23 protein-coding genes are annotated in these 21,367 nt (G+C 66.7%); 17 read left to right on the top strand and 6 right to left on the bottom strand.

Annotated features, from left to right (window positions below; translation table 11 throughout):
* The first annotated feature begins 52 nt into the window (after positions 1 to 52).
* The 5 genes from CRO07_RS06950 to arfB all read left to right on the top strand — a co-directional run bounded on the left by CRO07_RS06950 (position 53) and on the right by arfB (position 4,561).
* Positions 53 to 1,423, top strand: coding sequence for an MFS transporter (locus CRO07_RS06950; protein ID WP_097029966.1), 1,371 nt, complete (start codon positions 53 to 55; stop codon positions 1,421 to 1,423).
* Positions 1,420 to 2,298 (top strand): penicillin-insensitive murein endopeptidase, encoded by an 879-nt coding sequence (gene mepA / locus CRO07_RS06945; protein WP_097029965.1) that lies wholly within the window; start codon positions 1,420 to 1,422, stop codon positions 2,296 to 2,298. The genes CRO07_RS06950 and mepA overlap by 4 nt, the downstream gene beginning before the upstream one ends.
* Positions 2,271 to 3,164 carry an esterase-like activity of phytase family protein gene (locus CRO07_RS06940; RefSeq protein ID WP_097029964.1) on the top strand — a complete coding sequence of 298 codons (894 nt, stop codon included), beginning with the start codon at positions 2,271 to 2,273 and terminating at the stop codon, positions 3,162 to 3,164. The genes mepA and CRO07_RS06940 overlap by 28 nt, the downstream gene beginning before the upstream one ends.
* 84 nt (positions 3,165 to 3,248) lie before the next feature.
* Entirely contained in the window at positions 3,249 to 3,875 is a 627-nt protein-coding gene (locus CRO07_RS06935; protein ID WP_097029963.1) for a queuosine precursor transporter, read from the top strand.
* A gap of 263 nt (positions 3,876 to 4,138) precedes the next feature.
* Positions 4,139 to 4,561: an alternative ribosome rescue aminoacyl-tRNA hydrolase ArfB gene (gene arfB / locus CRO07_RS06930; RefSeq protein WP_097029962.1), complete on the top strand. Its 423-nt coding sequence runs from the start codon at positions 4,139 to 4,141 to the stop codon at positions 4,559 to 4,561.
* Positions 4,562 to 4,619: 58 nt separating this feature from the next.
* Here the strand turns inward: arfB and pncB are convergent, their stop codons facing one another.
* Both pncB and pncA read right to left on the bottom strand, forming a co-directional pair.
* The gene (gene pncB / locus CRO07_RS06925) at positions 4,620 to 5,912 is read right to left on the bottom strand and encodes a nicotinate phosphoribosyltransferase (RefSeq protein ID WP_097029961.1); all 1,293 of its coding nucleotides are present in this window, start codon (positions 5,910 to 5,912) and stop codon (positions 4,620 to 4,622) included.
* A 1-nt stretch (position 5,913) separates the two neighbouring features.
* Positions 5,914 to 6,519: a bifunctional nicotinamidase/pyrazinamidase gene (gene pncA / locus CRO07_RS06920; RefSeq protein ID WP_097029960.1), complete on the bottom strand. Its 606-nt coding sequence runs from the start codon at positions 6,517 to 6,519 to the stop codon at positions 5,914 to 5,916.
* Between the two features lie 170 nt (positions 6,520 to 6,689).
* Here pncA and CRO07_RS06915 point away from each other — a divergent pair, with 170 nt between their 5' ends.
* The 5 genes from CRO07_RS06915 (at position 6,690) to CRO07_RS06895 (ending at position 11,998) form a co-directional block, all read left to right on the top strand.
* Positions 6,690 to 7,925 carry an MFS transporter gene (locus CRO07_RS06915; RefSeq protein ID WP_097029959.1) on the top strand — a complete coding sequence of 412 codons (1,236 nt, stop codon included), beginning with the start codon at positions 6,690 to 6,692 and terminating at the stop codon, positions 7,923 to 7,925.
* A gap of 103 nt (positions 7,926 to 8,028) precedes the next feature.
* Entirely contained in the window at positions 8,029 to 9,201 is a 1,173-nt protein-coding gene (locus CRO07_RS06910; protein ID WP_097029958.1) for an MFS transporter, read from the top strand.
* Positions 9,202 to 9,250: 49 nt separating this feature from the next.
* The gene (locus tag CRO07_RS06905) at positions 9,251 to 10,285 is read left to right on the top strand and encodes a glycosyltransferase family 4 protein (RefSeq protein ID WP_097029957.1); all 1,035 of its coding nucleotides are present in this window, start codon (positions 9,251 to 9,253) and stop codon (positions 10,283 to 10,285) included.
* A complete protein-coding gene (locus CRO07_RS06900; protein ID WP_097029956.1) occupies positions 10,282 to 10,908 on the top strand; it encodes a glycosyltransferase family 29 protein in 627 nt (208 codons plus the stop codon). Before CRO07_RS06905 ends, CRO07_RS06900 begins: the two co-directional genes overlap by 4 nt.
* A gap of 67 nt (positions 10,909 to 10,975) precedes the next feature.
* Positions 10,976 to 11,998 carry an aspartate-semialdehyde dehydrogenase gene (locus tag CRO07_RS06895; RefSeq protein ID WP_097029955.1) on the top strand — a complete coding sequence of 341 codons (1,023 nt, stop codon included), beginning with the start codon at positions 10,976 to 10,978 and terminating at the stop codon, positions 11,996 to 11,998.
* A gap of 217 nt (positions 11,999 to 12,215) precedes the next feature.
* Here the strand turns inward: CRO07_RS06895 and CRO07_RS06890 are convergent, their stop codons facing one another.
* On the bottom strand, positions 12,216 to 12,863 hold the full coding sequence (locus tag CRO07_RS06890) for a carbonic anhydrase (protein WP_097029954.1): 648 nt from the start codon (positions 12,861 to 12,863) through the stop codon (positions 12,216 to 12,218).
* 143 nt (positions 12,864 to 13,006) lie between these two features.
* Here CRO07_RS06890 and CRO07_RS06885 point away from each other — a divergent pair, with 143 nt between their 5' ends.
* The 3 genes from CRO07_RS06885 to CRO07_RS06875 all read left to right on the top strand — a co-directional run bounded on the left by CRO07_RS06885 (position 13,007) and on the right by CRO07_RS06875 (position 15,652).
* A complete protein-coding gene (locus CRO07_RS06885) occupies positions 13,007 to 13,390 on the top strand; it encodes a hypothetical protein (protein WP_097029953.1) in 384 nt (127 codons plus the stop codon).
* Between the two features lie 67 nt (positions 13,391 to 13,457).
* Positions 13,458 to 14,840 (top strand): leucyl aminopeptidase family protein, encoded by a 1,383-nt coding sequence (locus CRO07_RS06880; protein WP_097029952.1) that lies wholly within the window; start codon positions 13,458 to 13,460, stop codon positions 14,838 to 14,840.
* Positions 14,840 to 15,652: a C40 family peptidase gene (locus tag CRO07_RS06875; RefSeq protein WP_097029951.1), complete on the top strand. Its 813-nt coding sequence runs from the start codon at positions 14,840 to 14,842 to the stop codon at positions 15,650 to 15,652. Before CRO07_RS06880 ends, CRO07_RS06875 begins: the two co-directional genes overlap by 1 nt.
* Here CRO07_RS06875 and rlmN read toward each other — a convergent pair.
* Both rlmN and CRO07_RS06865 read right to left on the bottom strand, forming a co-directional pair.
* Positions 15,649 to 16,827 carry a 23S rRNA (adenine(2503)-C(2))-methyltransferase RlmN gene (rlmN, locus tag CRO07_RS06870; protein WP_097029950.1) on the bottom strand — a complete coding sequence of 393 codons (1,179 nt, stop codon included), beginning with the start codon at positions 16,825 to 16,827 and terminating at the stop codon, positions 15,649 to 15,651. The genes CRO07_RS06875 and rlmN overlap by 4 nt on opposite strands.
* A gap of 115 nt (positions 16,828 to 16,942) precedes the next feature.
* Complete coding sequence (locus CRO07_RS06865) at positions 16,943 to 17,473, bottom strand: invasion associated locus B family protein (RefSeq protein WP_097029949.1); 531 nt, start codon at positions 17,471 to 17,473, stop codon at positions 16,943 to 16,945.
* Between the two features lie 166 nt (positions 17,474 to 17,639).
* Between CRO07_RS06865 and CRO07_RS06860 the strand changes: the two genes are divergently transcribed.
* Together CRO07_RS06860 and CRO07_RS06855 are read left to right on the top strand one after the other, a co-directional pair.
* Positions 17,640 to 18,629 carry an asparaginase gene (locus tag CRO07_RS06860; RefSeq protein WP_097029948.1) on the top strand — a complete coding sequence of 330 codons (990 nt, stop codon included), beginning with the start codon at positions 17,640 to 17,642 and terminating at the stop codon, positions 18,627 to 18,629.
* Between the two features lie 258 nt (positions 18,630 to 18,887).
* Positions 18,888 to 19,229 carry a DUF2794 domain-containing protein gene (locus CRO07_RS06855; protein ID WP_097029947.1) on the top strand — a complete coding sequence of 114 codons (342 nt, stop codon included), beginning with the start codon at positions 18,888 to 18,890 and terminating at the stop codon, positions 19,227 to 19,229.
* Positions 19,230 to 19,240: 11 nt separating this feature from the next.
* Here the strand turns inward: CRO07_RS06855 and CRO07_RS06850 are convergent, their stop codons facing one another.
* Positions 19,241 to 20,065, bottom strand: a complete 825-nt coding sequence (locus tag CRO07_RS06850) for an LOG family protein (protein ID WP_097029946.1) — start codon at positions 20,063 to 20,065, stop codon at positions 19,241 to 19,243.
* A gap of 82 nt (positions 20,066 to 20,147) precedes the next feature.
* Between CRO07_RS06850 and dapD the strand changes: the two genes are divergently transcribed.
* Both dapD and CRO07_RS06840 read left to right on the top strand, forming a co-directional pair.
* Complete coding sequence (gene dapD / locus CRO07_RS06845; protein WP_097030088.1) at positions 20,148 to 20,972, top strand: 2,3,4,5-tetrahydropyridine-2,6-dicarboxylate N-succinyltransferase; 825 nt, start codon at positions 20,148 to 20,150, stop codon at positions 20,970 to 20,972.
* Between the two features lie 63 nt (positions 20,973 to 21,035).
* On the top strand, positions 21,036 to 21,365 hold the full coding sequence (locus CRO07_RS06840) for a hypothetical protein (protein WP_097029945.1): 330 nt from the start codon (positions 21,036 to 21,038) through the stop codon (positions 21,363 to 21,365).
* Positions 21,366 to 21,367 lie beyond the last annotated feature (2 nt).

Below are 21,367 nucleotides of genomic sequence, written 5' to 3'. Positions count from 1 at the left end.
TGCGCCGGGGGCGGGTTTCGGGCTTGATCCCGCGCAATCTGCCGGAGGGGCCATGGCAAGCGCAGGAAAACGCATCTGGGGCTGGTATTTCTTCGACTGGGCCAGCCAGCCCTACAGCACGCTGCTGCTGACCTTCATCTTTGCCCCCTATTTCGCCGAGGTCGCGCGGGCGCGCCATATCGCCGAGGGTATGGCGCCCGCCGCTGCCGGTGCCGCGGCGCAATCGCTGTGGGGGCTGGGCCTTGGCGCGGCAAGTGTCGTCGTGGCGCTGCTGGCGCCGCTTCTGGGGGCGGTGGCGGATGGGGTCGGGCGGCGGCTGGTCTGGATCTGGGCGTTCTCGGCGCTGTATGTGGCGGGTGCGGCCGGGCTTTGGGCGCTGACGCCCGACGGGGGCGCGCTGGTCTGGGCGCTGGCCTGTTTTGGCCTTGGCTTCATCGGGATGGAGTTCGCGACCATCTTCACCAACGCGCTCTTGCCCGCGCTGGGCGGCCGGGACCGGATCGGAGAGATTTCGGGATCGGGCTTTGCCTTCGGCTATCTGGGCGGGGTGGTGGCTTTGGCCGTGGTGCTGCTGTTTCTGGCCGAAAGCGCCAGCACGGGGCGCACCCTGATCGGTCTTGCGCCGGTCTTCGGTCTTGATCCCGCGCTGCGCGAAGGCACGCGGGCAGTCGGGCCATTCACGGCGCTGTGGTATCTGGTCTTCATGCTGCCGTTTTTCCTGTGGGTGAAAGAGCCTCCCAGCCCGCGCGGCGCACTGCATCCCGGGCAGGCGCTGGCGAACCTGTGGCGCTTCTTGGCCAGCCTGCGGCGACGGCCCAGCCTGAGCGCCTATCTGGGGTCATCGCTGCTTTATCGCGATGCGCTGAATGCGCTTTACGGCTTTGGCGGGGTCTATGCCTCGGGCGTGCTGGGCTGGAGCATCATCCAGATCGGCATTTTCGGCGTGGTGGGGGCGGTGACCGCGGCCGCAGCCTCCTGGCTGGGGGGCAAGGCCGACCGGCGCTTCGGGCCAAAGCCTGTGATCGCGGTCGCGATCCTCGTGCTTTCCGCGGTCTGCGTGGTGATCGTCGGCATGAGCCGGGACAGCCTGTTCGGCGCGGCGCTGCCGGCGGGATCGGGTCTGCCCGACGTGATCTTCTTCGGCTGCGGCGCGCTGATCGGCGGGGCGGGGGGCGTGCTTCAGGCGGCCAGTCGCACGATGATGGCGCAGCACACCACCCCCGAACGCGCAACCGAGGCTTTCGGCCTTTACGCGCTGTCGGGCAAGGTCACCAGTTTTCTGGCACCGCTTCTGATTGCCCTTGCCACCGGACTAAGCGGATCGCAGCGGATCGGGATCGCGCCGCTGATCGCGCTGTTTCTTGCGGGGCTTGTTCTGCTAGTCTGGGTAAAACCGCAGGGCGAGCAACAGGCAGGGCCATGATCCGCATCCTTTCCTTCCTTCTTGCGCTGGGGCTGGCGTTGCCGGCACTGGCCGAGCCCAAGGCGAACAAGCTGTTTGGCGCGCAGGACTGGCCCTCGCGGCAGGCGCCGATGCCCATCGGCAGCTACAATCGCGGCTGTGCGGCGGGGCTGGTGCAGATGCCGGAAAGCGGGCCGACATGGCAGGCGATGCGGCTGTCGCGCAATCGCAACTGGGGTCACCCGGCGATGATCGAGTTTCTTCAGCAGCTGTCGGTCGCGGCGCGGCAGATCGGCTGGGCCGGGCTTTACATCGGCGATATCAGCCAGCCGCGGGGCGGGCCGATGACCTCGGGGCATGCCAGCCACCAGATCGGGCTGGATGCCGATGTCTGGATGCTGCCGCCGCGCCGGCTGGATCTGACGGTGGCCGATCGCGAGCGGATCAGCTCGGTGGCGGTGCGCTCGGCCGATCAGCGGTCGGTGACGCGGAACTGGACGCGGGCGCATCACGCGCTGCTGCGGGCTGCGGCATCGGACCCGCGGGTGGACCGGATCTTTGTCGCCGCCGCGGTCAAGATCGTGATGTGTCAGGGCGCCCGGCGTGCCGACCGGGCGTGGTTGCAGAAGATCCGCCCGGTTCCGGGGCACGACACCCATTTCCACGTCCGGCTGAAATGCCCTCCCGGCGCCGTGGCCTGTCAGCCGCAGCGTCCTTCGGTGGCCGAGCTGTCGAACGGCGGCGATGGCTGCGACGACAGCCTGATGTGGTGGGTGACGGATTACCTGAGGCCGCCGAAAGGGCCGCAGAAACCCGCAGCCCGGACGCGGGGTGCCCGCGATTTCACCATGGCCGACCTGCCTGACCAATGCCGAACCGTCCTTTCCTCGCGCTGATCGCGGGGCTGTGGCTGGGCATCGGGGCGGCCGGCAGCGCCGGCGCCCCGCCCGGTGACCGCTTCGAGACGTTCCACTGGCAAAGCGCCGATCCGCTGCTGGGCGGGCTGTCCGCCATCGAGATGTCGGGCGATGGCGGCCGGGTCACCGTTCTGTCGGATCGCGGAGCCTGGACCATGGGCATGGTCGCGCGCGATGCGGCCGGCCGGATCACCGGGATAAAGGCCCTGCCGATGCACATGCTGCGCGGGCGCGGGCCTTCGCCGCTGGCCCGCCTGCGCGGCGACAGCGAAGGGATGGCGCTGGCCCCCGATGGTGCGGTTCTGGTGTCCTTTGAAGGCGCGGCCCGCGTGCTGCGCTATGCCCGGCTTGACGGCCCGGCGGAAAACCTGCCCTCTCATCCTGATTTCGCGCTGATGCAGGCCAATTCCTCGCTTGAGGCGCTGGCGATTGATGCCAAGGGCGCGATCTACACGCTTCCCGAACGCTCGGGTGGGCAGAGCCGGCCGTTTCCGGTCTATCGCTTTCGCAACGGCCAGTGGGATCAGCCGTTCTCGATCCCGCGGCGGGGCGAGTTTCTGGCGGTCGGTGCCGATTTCGGCCCCGACGGGCGGCTTTACCTGCTGGAACGGCAGTTCCGTGGCCTGCTGGGCTTTGCCAGCCGCGTGCGGCGGTTCACCATCGCGGACGACACGATCACGGCCGAGGAAACCCTGATCGAAACCCGCGCCGGCCGGTTCGACAATCTGGAAGGCATCTCGGTCTGGCGCGACGGGGCGGGGCGGACCGTGCTGACCATGGTCTCCGACGACAATTTCCTGTTCGTTCAGCGGACCGAGATCGTCGAGATCCGCCTTTCCGATTGACAGCGCGCCCCGTGCGGCAGTAGGCCGCGCTGTCCCCGAACCGGGGGCCAAGTCTCCGCGACCTTGTCAAAACGGAACACCGACATGACCCGCAGCCTGATCCCCGGCATTCTTGCCATGGCCGCCATCGTGGTGGCCTCGAACATCCTTGTGCAGTTCCTGTTCGGCCAGTGGCTGACATGGGGCGCCTTCACCTATCCCTTCGCCTTCCTTGTCACCGACCTGACCAACCGGCTTTACGGCGCCGTCGCCGCGCGCCGCGTGGTGCTGGCGGGCTTTGCCACCGGCATCCTCTGTTCGCTGATCGGCACCCAGATCATGGGCGAGTTCGGCCCGCTGGTCACATGGCGGATTGCCATCGGTTCCGGGCTGGCCTTCCTTGCGGCGCAGATGCTGGATGTCAGCCTGTTCGACCGCCTGCGCGGCGCGCGGCGGTGGTGGAGCGCGCCGCTGCTGTCCTCGCTGGTGGGGTCCAGCGTCGATACCGCCATCTTCTTCTCGGTCGCGTTCTCGGCCGGGCTGGTCTGGATCGAACCCGCCAACGATGTCGGCTGGGCGAACGAGATCCTGCCGCTTCTGGGCCTTGGTCCCGCGGCGCCGCTGTGGGCATCGCTGGCCTTGGCGGATTGGAGCGTCAAACTTCTGCTTGCTTTGGTGGCACTTGTGCCGTTTCGCATCATTGTGAGGCAGCTTACCGCTAAGGCTGCGTAATCTTGGTTTGACAAACACCAGATCTGTGCCACCTTTCCCCTATCGGCAACCATTTGAAAGGAGGTGATCCAGTGTCTAGAGTGATATTGGAGAGACGTGTCGGGACAGCGTTCGGGGGTGTTTTCTGAGGGCAGCCCCTCTTAAAACCTTCCGGATGTTGGGCTAGCCTCTAACTGGCTCATCTCCTTGGATCTCGGAAAGGGTCGCCCCCGCAGGCGACCCTTTCTCGTTCACGGGTAGGGCTTTTCATCCGATCAGGCGTCATGTTGCGTATCACCGATCACATCACCATCGCCGACTGGGAACTGACCGAAAGTTTCTCGCGCTCGTCCGGGCCGGGCGGGCAGAATGTCAACAAGGTCGAAACCGCGGTCGAACTGCGGTTCGAGGCCGAACGCTCGCCGCATCTGTCGCCGGCGGTCAAGGCGCGGTTGAAGCGGCTGGCGGGGCGGCGCTGGACGCTGGAAGGTGCGATCGTGATCCGGGCCGAGGAAACCCGCAGCCAGATCCGCAACCGGGAACTGGCACGCGAACGACTGGCGGAGATGATCCGCGCGGCCCTTGTCGCGCCCAAGCGCCGGATCGCGACCAAGCCCACGCTGGGCAGCCAGCGCCGAAGGCTTCAGGCCAAGGCGATCCGCGGCGAGGTGAAATCCGCCCGCGGTCGGGTGGCCGAGGACGAATAGCGCCGCATCCCCGGCCCAAGCTGCGCGGCGCCCCGCTGGCGCAGGGCCGGGCGTGGGGTCAGACCACCACCTGATAGGGCGTCTGTTCGCCCACACCAAAGACGCGCTTGTAGCGGGCGATCTCGTCGGCCGGGCCCATGGCCTTCAGCGGATTGTCCGAAAGCTTGACCGTGGGCCGGCCATTGGCCGACACCGCCTTGCAGACAAGGCTGAACGGCGCCAGCGCATCATCCGCAACCAAGCCACGGAAATCATTGGTGAACATCGTGCCCCAGCCAAAGCTGACCTTGACGCGGCCAAAGAAGCGGCGGTGCAGTTCCTCGATCTTTTCGACATCCAGACCGTCGGAAAAGATCACCAGCTTCTTCTTCGGATCTTCGCCGCGGTCCTGCCACCAGCGGATCGCGGTTTCGGCGCCCTGAACCGGATCGCCGGAATCGATGCGGATGCCGGTCCAGGTCGACAGCCAGTCCGGTGCGCGTTTCAGGAACCCTTCGGTGCCGTAGGTGTCGGGCAGGATGATGCGCAGGTTGCCGTCATGTTCCTCGTGCCAGTCGGCCAGCACCTGATAGGGCGCGCGGGCCAGATCCGCATCGGTTTCGGCCAGCGCGGAATAGACCATCGGCAGTTCATGGGCATTGGTGCCGATGGCCTCGACCTCGCGGCGCATGGCGATCAGACAGTTCGAGGTGCCGGTGAAACTGTCGCCCAGCCCTTCGATCATCGCCTGCACGCACCAGTCCTGCCACAGGAACGAATGGCGCCGCCTTGTGCCGAAATCGGCGATCTTCAACCGCTCGATTCGGCGCAGGCGTTCGATCTTTTCCCACAGCTTGGTCATGGCGCGGGCGTAAAGCACCTGAAGCTCGAACCGGCCCAGCCGGGCCAGCACCGCGCGCGAGCGCATCTCCATCAGCACGGCAAGCGCGGGGATTTCCCACAGCATGACCTCGGGCCATTTGCCTTCAAAGGTCAGCTCATACTGCCCGTCGCGTTTTTCAAGATGATAGGGCGGCATCTGAAGCCGTTCCAGCCATTCCATGAAATCGGGGCGGAACATCTGGCGTTTGCCGTAAAAGGTGTTGCCGCGCAGGAAGGTGCTTTCGCCCCGCGACAGGCGCAGGGTGCGGATATGGTCCAACTGTTCGCGCAGTTCGCCTTCGTCGATCAGATCGGCCAGCCGGATCGATTTCGTCCGGTTGATCAGGCTGAAGCGCACGATGGTGTCGGGCTTGTTGCGGAACACCGACTGGCACATCAGCAGTTTGTAGAAATCGGTGTCGATCAGGGATCGGATGATCGGATCGATCTTCCATTTGTGATTGTAGACGCGGGTGGCGATATCGACCATCTTACGCCTCCAGCGCCACGCCGGCTGCCAGCATCTGCGCCCGGATCGCGGCGAGCGAGCCGTTCAGGTCGATGGCCGCACAGGCGCCTTCAAGAACGCTCACGCCAAAGCCCAGCCGCGCAGCATCCAGCGCCGAATAGGCCACGCAGAAATCGGTGGCGATCCCCACCAGCGTCAGCCGATCCACGCCGCGCGTGCGCAGGTAGCCCTCGAGCCCGGTGGGGGTGGTGCGGTCATTCTCGAAAAAGGCGGAATAGCTGTCGATCTGTGCGCGAAAGCCCTTGCGGATCACAAGGTCGGCGGCATCGCTGTTCAGGTCGGGGTGGAAGGCCGCGCCCGGCGTGCCCTGCACGCAATGGTCAGGCCAAAGCACCTGCGGGCCATATGGCATCTCGATCACGCTGAACGGCGCGGCCCTGTGGTTCGAGGCGAAAGAGGTGTGGTCGGCCGGGTGCCAGTCCTGCGTCAGCACGCGCACCGCGAAGTCGGGCAGCAGCGTGTTGATCCGGGGGATGATCGCATCGCCGCCCGCCACGGCCAGCGCCCCGCCCGGGCAGAAGTCGTTCTGCACGTCGATGACGATCAGGGCTTCGGTGCTGGGCCGCATCTTTGCCTCCTTCGTGGGATCCGTTTCATCCGCCTAAGGAAGCGGCCGCCAGAGGTCAATGCGGCCATTGCCGCGCGCCCATCACGGACCGTCACGCGGCCCATCAGCAAATGGCATTTGACGCCGCCCGCGCCCCACGGCACCCTGCGCCGCCTGTGCCGGAGCCCGACATGACCAAAGCCCCCCTGTTCACGCCCGTGCTGATTGCGGGCTGCGTCATCCTTATGCTGGGTTTTGCGATCCGTGCCAGTTTCGGCGTGTTCCAGATCCCCATCGCCGAGGAATTCGGCTGGCTGCGCGCCGATTTCTCGATGGCGATCGCGATCCAGAATCTGGCCTGGGGGATTGGCCAGCCGATCTTCGGGATGCTGGCCGAAAAGTTCGGTGACCGCCGCGCCATTGTCGTGGGCGCGCTGATGTATGCCGCGGGGCTGGTGCTGTCGAGTTTCGCGGTCACGCCGCTTCAGCATCAGTTCCTTGAAATTCTTGTCGGATTCGGCATTGCCGGCACCGGGTTCGGGGTGATCCTTGCCGTGGTGGGCCGCGCCAGCGCACCCGAGAACCGCTCGCTTGCGCTGGGGATCGCCACGGCGGCGGGGTCGGCCGGGCAGGTGTTCGGCGCCCCCGCGGCCGAGATCCTGCTGGGGTTCTATGCCTGGCAGACGGTGTTCGTGATCTTTGCCGCGGTGATCCTGGCCGCGCTGTTTGCGCTGCCCTTCATGCGGGCGCCGATCACGGCAACCCGGGCCGAGTTGGAGGAATCGCTGGGCACCGTGGTTCTGCGCGCCTTCCGCGATCCGTCCTTTACGCTGATCTTCGTGGGCTTTTTCTCTTGCGGCTATCAGCTGGCCTTTGTCACCGCGCATTTTCCCGCCTTCGTGACAGAGATGTGTGGCGCCATCGACCCGCGTGGGCCGCTGGCCGCGCTGGGCATCACCACCACCTCGGCGCTGGGGGCGGTGTCGATCGCGGTCATCGGCATGGCCAATATCGTGGGCACGATCACCGCCGGCTGGCTGGGCAAGCGGTATTCCAAGAAATACCTGCTGGCGGCGATCTACACCGGGCGAACCATTGCCGCGGCGCTGTTCATCATGTTGCCGATGACGCCCGCGACGGTGCTGATCTTCTCTTTGTCGATGGGGGCCTTGTGGCTGGCGACGGTGCCGTTGACCAGCGGCCTTGTCGCCCATCTTTACGGGCTGCGCTACATGGGCACGCTGTATGGTTTCGTGTTCCTCAGCCACCAGCTGGGCAGTTTCATGGGGGTCTGGCTGGGCGGGCGGATGTATGACCTGACGGGGGATTACACACTGGTCTGGTGGATCGGGGTCGGCGTCGGCGCATTTTCCGCCATCGTCCACCTGCCGATCCGCGAGAACCGGCCCGCCCTTCACCCGGCGTGAATTTCACGAAGCGCGAATGGCACGCCCGGTTGCCGGGCGGCCAGCCCTTGTCCCGGCCGGTGTGCCGGCTATACCGATCCCGCCTTTCGTAAAGGAGTTCCCCATGCGCGCCGGCATCGCTTGCCTCGTGCTCGCCTATGTGCTGAGCCAGTTCTATCGTGCCTTCCTTGCGGTGCTGACCCCGGTGCTGAAAACCGAGCTTGGCGCCACCCCCGAGGATCTGGCCGCCGCGTCGGGGATCTGGTTTCTGACCTTCGCGCTGATGCAGTTCCCGGTGGGCTGGGCGCTGGACCGGGTGGGGCCAAGGCTGACCTCGATGGTCTTGCTGGCGCTGGGGGGTGCGGGCGGCGCCGTGGTCTTTGCGCTGGCCGAGGGGCCGGGCGCGATCATGCTGGCGATGGGGCTGATCGGGATCGGCTGCTCGCCGGTGCTGATGGCCAGCTATTACATCTTTGCGCGGGCCTATTCGCCGGCGGTGTTCGGCACGCTGGCGGGGGCTGTGGTGGGGATCGGCAGCCTTGGCAACATCGCGGGGTCGTTGCCGCTGGCCTGGACGGTCGAGGCGTTCGGCTGGCGCGAAACCCTGTTCGCGCTGGCCGGGGTGACGATGGCCACGGCGGCGGCCATCGGGCTTCTGGTGCGCGATCCGGCCCGGGTCGAGGGCGGGGCGAAAGGTTCGGTTCTGGATCTGCTGCGGATGCCGGTCCTGTGGCCGGTGCTGATCATGATGGTCGTCTGCTATGCCCCCGCCGCAGGGCTGCGCGGGTTGTGGATCGGGCCATATTACGCCGATGTGTTCGACGCCTCGGCCGCCGAGATCGGCACCGCGACCCTTGTCATGGGGCTGGCGATGGTGGCGGGCAGCTTTGCCTATGGCCCGCTGGACCGGCTGCTGGGCACGCGCAAGGGGCTGATTCTGGGCGGAAACCTGCTCGTGGGGCTGTGCCTGCTGGCGCTGTGGGCCTTGCCCACGACGGGGGGCTGGACGACGCTGGCGCTGTTTGCCGGGATCGGGCTGTTCGGCGCCTCGTTCCCGATGGTGATTGCGCATGGCCGGGCCTTCGTGCCGGCGCATCTGACCGGGCGGGGGGTGACGCTGCTGAACTTCTTCGGCATCGCCGCGCCGGGGATCATGCAGTTCGCCACCGGCGCCATTCACGGATCGGTGGCCCCCGTCCCGCCTTCCGCGCCCTATGCCGCGCTGTTTCTGTTCTTTGCGCTGTTCGTGCTGGCGGGCTGTGCGGTCTATGCCTTCAGCCACGACCGGACGGACTGACTTTCCGCCACGGGCCATCTGCGCTAACCAAGGCCCGAAGGGATGTGCCATGCCAGTGACCGCCGCTACCACCGAAGTGATCGCGCCGAACCTGAAACGCCGGCTGTCGGGGGTCACCGCGACCATTGCCCGGCTGGTGCCGGTGCAGGCGCGCATGATCGGAATTGCCGCCACCGGGCCGGGCCTGCCCGAGGCCCTGCCGCATCTGCCGCTGTGGCAGGTGCTGACTCTGCCGCGCGACCGCTTGCGGGTCTGGCACGCGCGGCGCAACACCGAGATGCTGCTGGGCCTTGTCCTGCGTCACCTGCTGCGGCGGCGGCTGAAACTTCTGTTCACCTCGGCCTCGCAGCGGCGTCATTCGGCCTATACCCGCTGGTTGATCGCGCGGATGGATGCGGTGGTGGCGACCTCGCGTCGGACAGCGGATTATCTGGACCGCCCTGCGACGGTCATCCTGCATGGGATCGATACCGACACCTTCAGCCCCGCCGACAAGGCCGCGGTGCGTGCCCGGCTGGATCTGCCGGATGGCGTTCTGGTCGGCTGCTATGGCCGCATCCGGGCGCAGAAGGGCACGGATGTGTTCGTTCATGCGATGATGCGGCTGCTGCCGTCGCGGCCGGGGGTGTCGGCGGTGGTGATGGGGCGTGCGGTGGGCGAACATCAGGCCTTCCTGGACCGCCTGCGCCGCGAGGTGGCCGAGGCCGGGCTGGCAGACCGCATCCTGTTCCGTCCCGAGGTGACGGTGGACCGGATGCCCGACTGGTATCGCGCGCTGGATCTGTATGTCGCGCCGCAGCGATGGGAAGGCTTCGGGCTGACCCCGCTGGAGGCGATGGCCTGCGGCGTGCCGGTGGTGGCGACCCGCGTCGGCGCCTTCGACGAACTGGTTACCGCCGAGACCGGCCGTCTTGTCCCACCGGCGGATGTGCCGGCGATGGCGGCGGCGGCGGCGGACCTGCTGGACGATCAGGGCCAGCGCAGCCGCATGGCCGCCGCATCGCGCGCCCGCACCCTGTCGGGCTTTCGCATCGAGGACGAGGCCGCGGCCCTGGTCGCGCTTTACAGAAGGCTTCTGGCATGACCCGTCTTGGCTTCCTGCTTGCCCGCACGCTGCGCCGCGAAGCGCCGCTGGCCGCGCTGTCGCTGTCGGAAGAGGCGCTGCTTGCGCGCTTTGCCACCGAACGGATCGCGTTGGTGGGCAATGCCCGAAGCCTGTCCGACGCCCGGTTCGGAGACGAGATCGACGCCGCCGATCTGGTGATCCGGCTGAATCGTGCGCCGATGCCTGCCGCCGCCTCTCATGGGACGCGGACGGATGTGCTGGCGCTGGCGACCTCGGTCAAGGCGGATGCGCTGGATCGCCTTGGCCCCCGGCTGGTGCTGTGGATGTCGCACAAGCGCAAACGCCTGCCGTGGCATGTCGCCAGCCGGCGCGGCTTCTATCTGCATCCGCTGGCGGATTACCACGAGCTGCGGCAGCGCCTTGGCGCACCGCCCAGCACCGGGCTGATGATGATCGACCTTCTGGCGCGCAGCCGGGCGGCGGGGGTCACGCTTTACGGCTTTGACTTCTTCGCCAGCCTGTCGCTGAGCGGCAGCCGCACCGCCGACCGCGTGCCACACGATTTCGCGGCCGAAGGCGCCTTTGTCCGCGATCTGTTGCAGCGCGACCCCCGTTTCTCGTTGCGGGAAGCCGCGCCCTGATTCCGCTTCCCCCCTGACCCTGCTTGCGCTATTGGGGCGCGTCATTCCGACAATGAAGGGGTCCCCGATGGGCTACAGGGTCGTCGTCGCGGGTGCCACGGGCAACGTGGGCCGCGAAATGCTGAACATCCTCGCCGAGCGCGAGTTTCCGGTGGATGAGATTGCCGCTTTGGCAAGCCGCAAGTCCCTGGGAACCGAAGTAAGCTTTGGCGACAAGACCCTGACGACCAAGGATCTCGATACCTTCGACTTCACCGGCTGGGACATTGCGCTGTTCGCGGTCGGCTCTGACGCGACCAAGGTCTATGCGCCGAAGGCCGCGGCGGCGGGCTGCGTGGTGATCGACAACTCGTCGCTCTACCGCTATGACCCGCAGGTTCCGCTGATCGTGCCGGAAGTGAACGCCGATGCGATCGAAGGCTACAAGGCCAAGAACATCATCGCCAACCCCAACTGCTCGACCGCCCAGATGGTGGTGGCGCTGAAGCCGCTGCACGACCGGGCGCGGATCAAGCGGGTGGTGGTCTCGACCTACCAATCCGTTTCGGGCGCGGGCAAGGCCGGCATCGACGAGCTGTGGGACCAGACCAAGGGCGTCTATGTCCCCGGTCAGGAAGTGGCGCCGAAGAAGTTCACCAAGCAGATCGCCTTCAACGTGATCCCGCATATCGACACCTTCATGGAGGACGGCTCCACCAAGGAAGAGTGGAAGATGGTGGCCGAGACCAAGAAGATTCTCGATCCGAAGGTGAAGGTCACCGCGACCTGCGTGCGGGTTCCGGTGTTCGTAGGCCATTCCGAAGCGATCAACATCGAGTTCGAGGACTTTCTTGACGAAGAGGAAGCCCGCGAGATCCTGCGCGAGGCGCCGGGCGTCCTTGTCGTCGACAAGCGCGAAGCGGGCGGCTACATCACCCCGGTCGAATGTGTGGGCGAATATGCGACCTACATCAGCCGTATCCGGCAGGATTCGACGATCGACAACGGCCTGAACCTGTGGTGCGTTTCGGACAACCTGCGCAAGGGCGCGGCGCTGAACGCGGTGCAGATCGCCGAAGTCCTCGGCAACCGCTGCCTCAAGAAGGGGTGAGCGGCGCCCGGACGACCTTCCAGTGGAAGGTCGTCAGCCGCGAACGCCCATCGCGCAAGCGGTGGGCTGGCAAGGTGGCGCCCGGACGACCTTCCAGTGGAAGGTCGTCAGCCGCGAACGCCCATCGCGCAAGCGGGGGGGCGGTAACCGCCGGATCTGCTTTCAGGGTGCAAAAAAAGGCGCGGTTTCCCGCGCCTTTTTCATGTTCCGGGCCGGATCAGACCGGAACGAAGGCGCCCTGCGCCGGAACGAACTGTTCCAGCCCGCCTTCGCCGATGTGGGTCCAAAGTCCGTGCAAAGTCAGCCGGTCGGATTCGACCGCTTCGCGCACGAAGGGGAAGGTCATCAGGTTCGACAGGCTGACCAGAACCGCTTCTTTCTCCAGCGCCTCGATCCGGCGTTCGTCGGGCAGATCGCGCACCCGTTCATAGCCGGGGCGCAGGATGTCCATCCAGCGGCCGACAAAGCTTGACCGATCCTCAAGCTCTGGCGCGTGGCCCGAACACATGTCGTGGCAGCCCTTCACGCCGCCGCAGTTCGAATGGCCCAGCACCACGATATGCGCCACCTTCAGCGCCTGAACCGCATATTCCACCGCCGCCGAGGTGCCGTGCGGCTCGCCATCGGGGCTGTAGGCCGGCACAAGGCTGGCGATGTTGCGGTGAATGAAGAACTCGCCCTCGTCCGCGCCGAAGATCGATGTCACATGCACCCGCGAATCGCAGCACGAGATCACCATCGCGCGCGGATGCTGGCCGGATTCGGCAAGACGGCGATACCATGCCTTGTTGTCGGCGAATGTGGTCGCCCGCCAGCCATAGAACCGCTGGACAAGGTAGTTCGGAAGCGGCTTGGATTTCTCCATCGCATGATCCCTCTCGCAGTGCGCCCGCCTGATTACGCAAAGGCTGGGAAAAATTCGAGGGATATATTGCTGCACCCGGCAACCTTTTCTTCAGCGCGACCCGGCAATCCTTGGCGCGGGTGTGAATGTGAAGGATGGGTGACATGGGTTGCATGATTACGGCGCTGCGGCCGCTGGAGAGGGTGCGTCAGGATGGCGAGGCGATCGCCGCGATGTATCGCGAGATGGGGGTGACGGCGGCGGAACAGGTGGTCAACCGGGCGCTGGGGGAACTGGCGCTGACGATCGCGGGGCTGGCCCAGCAGGTGCGCGGGCGCAGCCTGACCGATGTGCCGCGCCGGTTGCGAAGGCTTCAGCGGCTGGCGGAAAACCTCGGCATGGTCAGCCTTGGCCTTGTGGCGGGCGATGCGCGCACCGCCTTCGCCTCGGGCGACATGACGGCATTTGCCGCGGTCTGGGCGCGGCTGATCCGCATTGCGGAACGCTCGCTGGCGATGGACAGGGAATTGCTCGACCGCTCGATCTGAGGGCGGGGGTTGCGGGTGGCGCGGGAACGGATAGGCTTCGGCCGATTGCCAGCCAGCGGAAGCCGCCATGCCCCTTTCCTTTGCCGATCCCGACGCCTTTTCGCGGCCGGTCCATGTTGTCGCCGCCGATGCGCTGGCCGATTGGCAGGCGGGCCTGCCTGTGTCCAGCCGGACCTGGCTTGCCGCGACCGGATTCGAGGCCGGGCTGGGTGAGGTTCGCCTGCTGCCCGGTGCCTCGGGCGGTATCGCTGCGGCCGTTGTGGGTTGGGGCACCGCGAAGGCCCGCGCCCGCACCCGCTTTGCTCTGGGCAAGGCGGTGGCCGCGCTGCCCGAGGGCGACTGGCATCTGGCCGGACCGCTGGGCGCTGACGATCTGGCCGAAGCCGCGCTGGGGTATCTGCTGTCGGGCTATGCCTTCACCCGCTATCGCAGCGGCCGTGGCAGCAAGGCGCGGCTGAAGCTGCCCGAGGGGTGCGATCGGGTGCGGCTTCTGGCGATGGCCGAGGCCGAGTTCCTGACCCGCGACCTGATCAACACGCCGGCCTCTGACATGGGGCCGGCCGAACTGGAATCCGCCCTCCTGTCCCTGGCCGAGCGGTTCGGGGCCCGGACCGCGGTGATCCGCGGCACGGCGCTGTTGGCGCAGAACCTGCCGATGATCCATGCCGTCGGCCGCGCCTCGGACCGAGAGCCGCGCCTGTTGGACATGCGCTGGGGCAATGCCGGGCCGCGGCTGACGCTGGTAGGCAAGGGGGTCTGTTTCGACACCGGCGGGCTGGATATCAAACCGTCCAGCGGGATGCTGCTGATGAAGAAGGACATGGGCGGCGCGGCCACGGTGATGGGGCTGGCCCGGATGATCATGGCGCTGGGCTTGCCCGTGCGGCTGCGGGTGCTGGTGCCGGCGGTGGAGAATGCCATATCCGGCAACGCGATGCGGCCGGGAGACATTCTCGTTTCAAGAAAGGGTCTGACGGTCGAGGTCAACAACACCGATGCCGAGGGCCGGCTGATCCTGGCCGATGCGCTGGCGCTGGCGGATGAGGAACCGGCCGATCTGATCGTGTCGATGGCCACGCTGACGGGGGCTGCGCGGGTGGCGGTGGGGCCGGATCTGGCGCCGTTCTACACCGATGACGAGGCGTTGGCTGCGGCCCTTCAGGCCGCCGCCCGCCCGGCCTGCGATCCGCTGTGGCGGATGCCGCTGTGGCCGGCCTATGAAGCCATGATCGAACCGGGGATCGCCGATCTGGACAATGCGCCCTCGGGTGGGTTTGCGGGGTCGATCACCGCCGCGCTGTTCCTGCGCCGCTTTGTCGACAACCCGCGATATGTTCATTTCGACATTTACGGCCATACGCCAGCTGATGCGCCAGGGCGGTCGAAGGGCGGGGTCGGGCAGGGGGCGCGGGCGCTGCTGACCGCGCTGCCGCAGATGCTGGCCCTGTGATGGACCGGCGCCTGACACCCTTCAGCGGCGAGGTCGCGCATGTCTCGCTGCAAGGCCGGATCGATGCCGTCCGCTTCACCGAAGGCGAGCCCGCGCAGGTGCGGGTGCCGCTGGCCGATCTGCTGCGTGCGCCCGGCGGCGCACGAGAGCGGCAGGTGTTGATGGGAGACGGTTTTCTGGTCATCGACCGGCGCGAGGGCCATGCCTTTGGCCGCGCCGCGAAGGACGGCTATTGCGGCTGGCTGCCCGAGGGGGCGCTGGCCCCCGAGGCGCCGGTGACCCATGTCGTGACCGCCCCTGCCACGCATCTTTATGCCGGGCCCCGCGTGCAGGACCGTGATCTGGCCAGCCTCAGCTTTGGCGCGAAGGTCCGTGTCATTGGCGAAGCGCGAAATTTCTACGAAACGCCAGAGGGTTGGGTGCCGGTTCCGCATCTTGCCCCGGTGGATCACCGCTTTGACGATCCGGTTGCGGTGGCGCTGATGTTTCTGGGCACGCCCTATCTGTGGGGCGGCAACAGCCGGGCGGGGATCGATTGTTCGGGGTTGGTGCAGGCGGCGCTGCTGGCCTGCGGCATCCCCTGCCCGGGCGACAGCGATTTGCAACAGGAACTGGGCCATGCCGTCAACGAAGACCTGCGCCGCGGCGATCTGCTGTTCTGGAAAGGCCATGTCGCGATGGCGGTCGATGCCGACACGATGATCCATGCCAACGGCCACCATATGGCCGTCGCGATCGAGCCGATCGCCGCCACCCTTGCCCGGATCGAGGCCGCGGGCGGCGGCCCGCTGACCGCCCGACGCCGGGTCTAAAGCCCGGTCTCGGCCGCGATCTGTGCCCGGCTTTTCCGGGCGCGCTCGGTCGCGGATTTCAACTGGCCGCAGGCCGCCATGATATCCTCGCCGCGCGGGGTGCGGATCGGCGAGGCATAGCCCGCCTTGTAGATGATGTCGGCAAAAGCCGCGATCCGTTCGGGTGACGACCGGCGATACGGCGCGCCCGGCCATTCGTTGAACGGGATCAGGTTGATCTTGGCCGGGATCCCCGCGATCAGCTTGACCAGACGCCGCGCGTCGGCGTCGCTGTCGTTGATGCCGTCCAGCATCACATATTCAAAGGTGATCCGCTCCGAGTTCGACAGGTTCGGATAGTCGCGCAGCGCATCCAGCAGGGTGCGGATGTTCCACCGTTTGTTGATCGGAACAAGGATGTCGCGCACCTCGTCGGTGGTGGCGTGAAACGACACCGCCAACTGGCAGCCGATCTCGGTTGCGGTGCGGGCGATTTCCGGCACCACGCCCGAGGTGGACAGCGTGATCCGGCGCCGCGACAGCGACAGCCCCTCGCCATCCATCACCACTTTCATCGCGGCGCGGACATTCTCGAAATTGTAAAGCGGCTCGCCCATGCCCATCAGCACGAGGTTCGACACCAGCCGGGTTTCATCCTTCGGCGCCCCGCGTTCGGGCCATTCGCCCAGATCGTCGCGCGCCAGCATCAACTGGCCGACAATCTCGCCGGCGGTCAGGTTGCGCACCAGTTTTTGCGTGCCGGTATGGCAGAAGGAACAGGTCAGCGTGCAACCGACCTGAGACGAGACGCACAGCGTGCCGCGGCCTTCCTCGGGGATGTAGACGGTTTCGACCTCGTGCCCGCCGGCGATGCGGATCAGATACTTGCGTGTGCCATCGGCCGAGATCTGCCGGGTCACCACCTCTGGCAGGGAAATCACGAAGTTCCGGGCCAGCAGCGCGCGATAGTCTTTCGCAAGGTTGGTCATCTGTGCAAAATCGCGCACTCCCCAGTGATAGACCCACTGCCAGACCTGCCCGGTGCGCATTTTCGCCTGCCGCTCGGGCGTGCCGGCGGCGATCAGCGCGGCGCTCAGTTCCTCGCGGGTCAGGCCGACGATATTGACCGGGCCGCCCTCGGGCAGGTTGCGCGGCAGGGTGGTCACATCCTGAGTGATCGGGGCGGTGGCGGTCATGGGGTGGCCTTTGGCAGCAGGAAGCGCCTGATATAGGGGATTCGCGGCGAAAACGAAACCCGCATGAAAAAGCCCCGGCCGCGACGGGCCGGGGCGCAGACGAAAGCGGCGCGCGTTACTTGCAGCGCGTCTCGGCGTCGGTCATCGCGGCGGTGAAGCCCGAGAGCGAGAAGGTATCCTTGGTCTGGGTGCCGCGGGCCGAGCGGGCTGTCAGCACGGCGGTGCTGCCGCGCTTCATCGCCGCCAGCAGTGCGCCATCGTCCTGCGCATTCGCGGGCCAGGCCCATTCGCCATCGGTGAACAGGTCATAGGTGGTGCCGCCGATGTTCACATTCACGGTCGAGCCGGGCGCGAACGGATAGCCGCCGGTGTAAGACACCTCGCCCTTGGCGCCCGCGCCGGGGCGGAAGGTCACGAACAGCAGCGTGTCGCCGCGCCGCACGGATACCGGCTTGCCGTCGCGCGTCGCCTCGCTTTGCTTTGGGCTGGATACGCCCCAGCACTCTTTGGGCGAACTTTCGGTAAACACGCTCCAGTCGGTCTTGGTCGCCACGCGGTTCGTGGATTCCTGCGCCACAGCACCCGTCGCGGTCCCGGCCAGCGCGATCGCCACCGCCGGAAGCAGGCGCCCCATCCTGATCCTCATGTCGTTCACAGCCTCCAGCTGCCAGTGCCTCTGCCCGCCCTACGCCGTCTTGAGACGTGCTTTTCCCGTAGCGCAGGCCGTTTCAACCCGATAACGCTTCTTAGCGCAAGCACCGCGCGGCTTCAAAGCCCTCTTGGGCACAAAATCGCGCAGCTGTGAGGGGGCCATGACAGATCCGGTCAGGATGGTGGAACTGTGGCGCGGCGGCCTGCTGGAAAGCTGGCACCTTGGACATGCCGCCATATGGAGCGCGGACGCCGGTCTGGTCGAAAGCTGGGGCGATCCGGGGGCGGTGATCTTTCCGCGCTCGTCCTGCAAGATGGTGCAGGCGCTGCCGCTGCTGGAAAGCGGTGCCGGCAAGGGGCTGTCGTCCGAGCAACTGGCCCTGGCCTGTGCCAGCCATCAGGGCGCGGCGCTGCATGTCGGCAAGGTGGGCCAGTGGCTGTCCGATCTGGGGCTGGCCGAGGGCGATCTGCGCTGCGGGGCCCATATGCCCGCCGACACGGCCGAGCGTGACCGGCTGATCCGCGCCTGGCAGCAGCCTTGCCAGATCCACAACAACTGTTCGGGCAAGCACGCGGGCTTTCTGATGCTGTCGCAGCATCTGAAGGCCGGGCCGGACTATGTGCTGCCCGACCATCCGGTGCAGCAAGCCGTCCGCACCGCGTTCGAGGACGTGACCGCCGAGGCAAGCCCCGGCTTTGGCATCGACGGCTGTTCGGCGCCGAACTTTGCCACCACGGTGGCGGGTCTGGCGCGGGCGATGGCGGTCTTTGCCGCGGCCCCGTCGGGCGGCAGTGTGCGCGACCGTGCGGCGGCGCGTCTGGTCGAGGCGATGATGGCGCATCCCGAGCTGGTGGCCGGCGAAGGCCGCGCCTGCACCGAACTGATGCGGGCGATGCGCGGGCGGGTGGCGATCAAGACCGGCGCCGAGGCGGTGTTCGTGGCCATCGTGCCGGAAAAGCGGCTGGGGATCGCGCTGAAGATCCTTGATGGATCGGTGCGCGCGTCCGAGGCGGCGATTGCGGCGCTGCTGGTGCGGCTGGGGCTGCTGGATCCGGGGCACCCGGCAACGCTGAAGCGGCTGGATGCGGTGCAGGTGAACTGGCGCGGGATCCAGACCGGCATCCTGCGCGCGGCGCCCGGCTTTCCATGACTGATCCGGAAGCCCCCGACAGGATCGGGGGCTTCCGTCCGCACACCTCCGGCGGTTCGGCGGCAGGACTGGGACAGCTTTGCCCTGCCGCCGGGGTGGCCGGCACTCGCTACGAGGTTCCACCTTGGCGGGAAATTGCGGCCGTATGGCGGTCCTTCGGCGGCGATTTGCGGACCCATCCGCCGATTGCGCTGCGGATCGCGCGCCCGGCGGGGCTTCAGGCTTGCCTTGCCGCGGCGATTGCTTCAGCCTTTCGGAATGTCCGTCCAGCCGCCGATCCACTTTGCCCCGCACATCCCCGAGCAGGTGAGCTTCGACCGGCACGAGTTGGGCCGGATCCTTGCCCTTTACTGCCGGATGGTCGCGATGGGCGAATGGCGCGACTATGGCATTTCCTGCCTGCGCGAGGTGGCGGTCTTCGCGATCTTCCGCCGCACGGCCGAAAGCCCGCTTTACCGGATCGAGAAACGGCCGAAGCTCCGGGCGCGGCAGGGGATCTATGCCGTTGTCGGCATGGACGGCCAGATCCTGCGCCGCGGCCATGATCTGGCGCAGGTGCTGCGGGTGCTGGAACGCAAGCTGATCCGGCCGGTGGATTAGGCCCGGTTTCGCTAGGCGCAGTTCGGCTGCGCCCAGTCGTCCAGCGCGTCCAGCGCCTCGTCCGCGGTTTCGACAAAGCGGAACAGGCGCAGATCCTCGGGCGAGATGGTGCCGATCTCGGCCAGCGCCTGCCAGTTCACGATCTTTTCCCAGAAGGCGCGGCCGAACAGCAGGAACGGGATCGGCTTCATCCGCTTGGTCTGGATCAGCGTCAGGCTTTCAAACATCTCGTCCAGCGTGCCGAAGCCGCCGGGAAACACCACCACCGCCCGCGCGCGCATCAGGAAATGCATCTTGCGGACGGCGAAATAGTGGAAGTTGAACGACAGGTCGGGTGTCACATAGGCATTGGGCGCCTGTTCGTGCGGCAGCACGATGTTCAGCCCGATCGACTGGCCGCCGGCTTCGTGCGCGCCAAGGTTTCCGGCCTCCATCACGCCGGGGCCGCCGCCGGTCACGATCACGAATTCGCGGCCATAGGTTTCCATGCTGCGCTCTGTCACGGCGCGGGCGAATTTGCGCGCTTCCTCGTAATAATGTGCAAGATCGGCAAGGCCGGTGGTGCGGGCGGCATCCTTGCGCTGCGGCGAGGGGATGCGGGCGCCGCCGAACATCACCACGGTCGAGACGATGCCGCGTTCATCCATCACGATCTGCGGCTTCATCAGTTCCAGTTGCAGCCGCACGGCGCGCAATTCGTCCCGCATCAGGAAATCGGGGTCGGCAAAGGCCAGCCGATAGGCCGGCGCGCGGCTTTGCGGCGTGTCCGGAATGCGGTGCGCGCTTTCGATATCCTGCGAACTGTCCCGGAACGGGTGGCGGCGGTCGTCTTTCATGGCGGTCCTGCGGCGCATTGCGGCGAATGGCCCCAGCCATTATAGGCTCAATGGGTAAAGGACCATGAAAAAGGGTGTTTCCATGTCACATGCCGCGCTCGAAACCGCCATCGAAGCCGCCTGGGAGGTCCGTGACACGATCACCCCCGACACCAAAGGCGAAACCCGCGATGCCGTCGAGACCACGCTGGATGCGCTGGACAAGGGCGAATTGCGGGTGGCCGAAAAGCGCGGCGCCGACTGGCATGTGAACCAGTGGGCCAAGAAGGCGGTGCTGCTGGGCTTTCGGCTGCATGACATGGAGCTGCACGACGGCGGCCCGCAGGGTGGCGGCTGGTGGGACAAGGTCGACAGCAAGTTCGCCGGCTGGCGCAAGAAGGACTGGCGCCGCGCCGGCTTTCGAGCGGTGCCGAACTGTATCGTCCGCCGCTCGGCCTATATCGGCAAGGGCGTGGTGCTGATGCCGTCCTTCGTGAACCTTGGCGCCTATGTCGATGAAGGCACCATGGTCGACACCTGGGCCACGGTGGGTTCCTGCGCCCAGATCGGCAAGAACGTGCATCTGTCGGGCGGCGTCGGCATCGGCGGCGTGCTGGAACCGATGCAGGCCGGCCCGACGATCATCGAGGACAACTGCTTCATCGGGGCCCGGTCCGAAGTGGTGGAAGGCTGCATCGTGCGCGAAGGCTCGGTTCTGGGGATGGGGGTGTTCATCGGCAAATCGACGAAGATCGTCGATCGCGACACCGGCGAGGTGATGTATGGCGAGGTGCCGGCCGGTTCGGTGGTCGTCGCGGGTTCGATGCCGTCGAAGAATGGCGTGAACCTGTATTGCGCGGTGATCGTCAAGCGGGTGGATGCGCAGACCCGGTCCAAGACCTCGATCAACGAGCTTCTGCGCGACTGAGCGCCGCTTGCGCCGGGGGGCAAATCCTGCCACCCCGGTGCGATATCCACGGAAAGGCGCCGCATGAGCGACGAAAAGATCAAGCGTCCGCAGCAGGTTTACACGCTGGTGATCGAGGTGGGCCGCAAGGCCGGCGACGGTCTGCCCAAGGGCGCCACCGGGGCCGCGCTGATGTGCTATGCCAGCGGCGTGGACGAGGCCGAGGCCGTGCGCGAGACGGTGGCCCTGCTGAAAACCGCCGACATGGCGCCGCTGGATGTCTCGGGCTATGGCACGCTGGACGAACGGCTGGCCAATGGCGACGAGATCGACGACGAGGAACGCGCGCTGATGCAACGGGCGCTGGATGAGAACTCGGTGGTGGTGGCGCAGGTCACGCCCTTTTACGACTAGGC

The sequence above is a fragment of the Cereibacter ovatus genome, assembly GCF_900207575.1.
GTDB lineage: Bacteria > Pseudomonadota > Alphaproteobacteria > Rhodobacterales > Rhodobacteraceae > Cereibacter_A > Cereibacter_A ovatus.
Note: the sequence above shows the minus strand (reverse complement) of the source record. Positions and strands in the feature narration are given on the sequence as shown.

Bases quoted from the DNA above. Each gene is read 5' to 3' on its own strand.
- CRO07_RS06950 (WP_097029966.1), top strand. From the start codon at position 53: ATGGCAAGCGCAGGAAAACGCATCTGGGGCTGGTATTTCTTCGACTGG.
- mepA (WP_097029965.1), top strand. From the start codon at position 1,420: ATGATCCGCATCCTTTCCTTCCTTCTTGCGCTGGGGCTGGCGTTGCCG.
- CRO07_RS06940 (WP_097029964.1), top strand. From the start codon at position 2,271: ATGCCGAACCGTCCTTTCCTCGCGCTGATCGCGGGGCTGTGGCTGGGC.
- CRO07_RS06935 (WP_097029963.1), top strand. From the start codon at position 3,249: ATGACCCGCAGCCTGATCCCCGGCATTCTTGCCATGGCCGCCATCGTG.
- arfB (WP_097029962.1), top strand. From the start codon at position 4,139: ATGTTGCGTATCACCGATCACATCACCATCGCCGACTGGGAACTGACC.
- pncB (WP_097029961.1), bottom strand. From the start codon at position 5,912: ATGGTCGATATCGCCACCCGCGTCTACAATCACAAATGGAAGATCGAT.
- pncA (WP_097029960.1), bottom strand. From the start codon at position 6,519: ATGCGGCCCAGCACCGAAGCCCTGATCGTCATCGACGTGCAGAACGAC.
- CRO07_RS06915 (WP_097029959.1), top strand. From the start codon at position 6,690: ATGACCAAAGCCCCCCTGTTCACGCCCGTGCTGATTGCGGGCTGCGTC.
- CRO07_RS06910 (WP_097029958.1), top strand. From the start codon at position 8,029: ATGCGCGCCGGCATCGCTTGCCTCGTGCTCGCCTATGTGCTGAGCCAG.
- CRO07_RS06905 (WP_097029957.1), top strand. From the start codon at position 9,251: ATGCCAGTGACCGCCGCTACCACCGAAGTGATCGCGCCGAACCTGAAA.
- CRO07_RS06900 (WP_097029956.1), top strand. From the start codon at position 10,282: ATGACCCGTCTTGGCTTCCTGCTTGCCCGCACGCTGCGCCGCGAAGCG.
- CRO07_RS06895 (WP_097029955.1), top strand. From the start codon at position 10,976: ATGGGCTACAGGGTCGTCGTCGCGGGTGCCACGGGCAACGTGGGCCGC.
- CRO07_RS06890 (WP_097029954.1), bottom strand. From the start codon at position 12,863: ATGGAGAAATCCAAGCCGCTTCCGAACTACCTTGTCCAGCGGTTCTAT.
- CRO07_RS06885 (WP_097029953.1), top strand. From the start codon at position 13,007: ATGGGTTGCATGATTACGGCGCTGCGGCCGCTGGAGAGGGTGCGTCAG.
- CRO07_RS06880 (WP_097029952.1), top strand. From the start codon at position 13,458: ATGCCCCTTTCCTTTGCCGATCCCGACGCCTTTTCGCGGCCGGTCCAT.
- CRO07_RS06875 (WP_097029951.1), top strand. From the start codon at position 14,840: ATGGACCGGCGCCTGACACCCTTCAGCGGCGAGGTCGCGCATGTCTCG.
- rlmN (WP_097029950.1), bottom strand. From the start codon at position 16,827: ATGACCGCCACCGCCCCGATCACTCAGGATGTGACCACCCTGCCGCGC.
- CRO07_RS06865 (WP_097029949.1), bottom strand. From the start codon at position 17,473: ATGAGGATCAGGATGGGGCGCCTGCTTCCGGCGGTGGCGATCGCGCTG.
- CRO07_RS06860 (WP_097029948.1), top strand. From the start codon at position 17,640: ATGACAGATCCGGTCAGGATGGTGGAACTGTGGCGCGGCGGCCTGCTG.
- CRO07_RS06855 (WP_097029947.1), top strand. From the start codon at position 18,888: ATGTCCGTCCAGCCGCCGATCCACTTTGCCCCGCACATCCCCGAGCAG.
- CRO07_RS06850 (WP_097029946.1), bottom strand. From the start codon at position 20,065: ATGAAAGACGACCGCCGCCACCCGTTCCGGGACAGTTCGCAGGATATC.
- dapD (WP_097030088.1), top strand. From the start codon at position 20,148: ATGTCACATGCCGCGCTCGAAACCGCCATCGAAGCCGCCTGGGAGGTC.
- CRO07_RS06840 (WP_097029945.1), top strand. From the start codon at position 21,036: ATGAGCGACGAAAAGATCAAGCGTCCGCAGCAGGTTTACACGCTGGTG.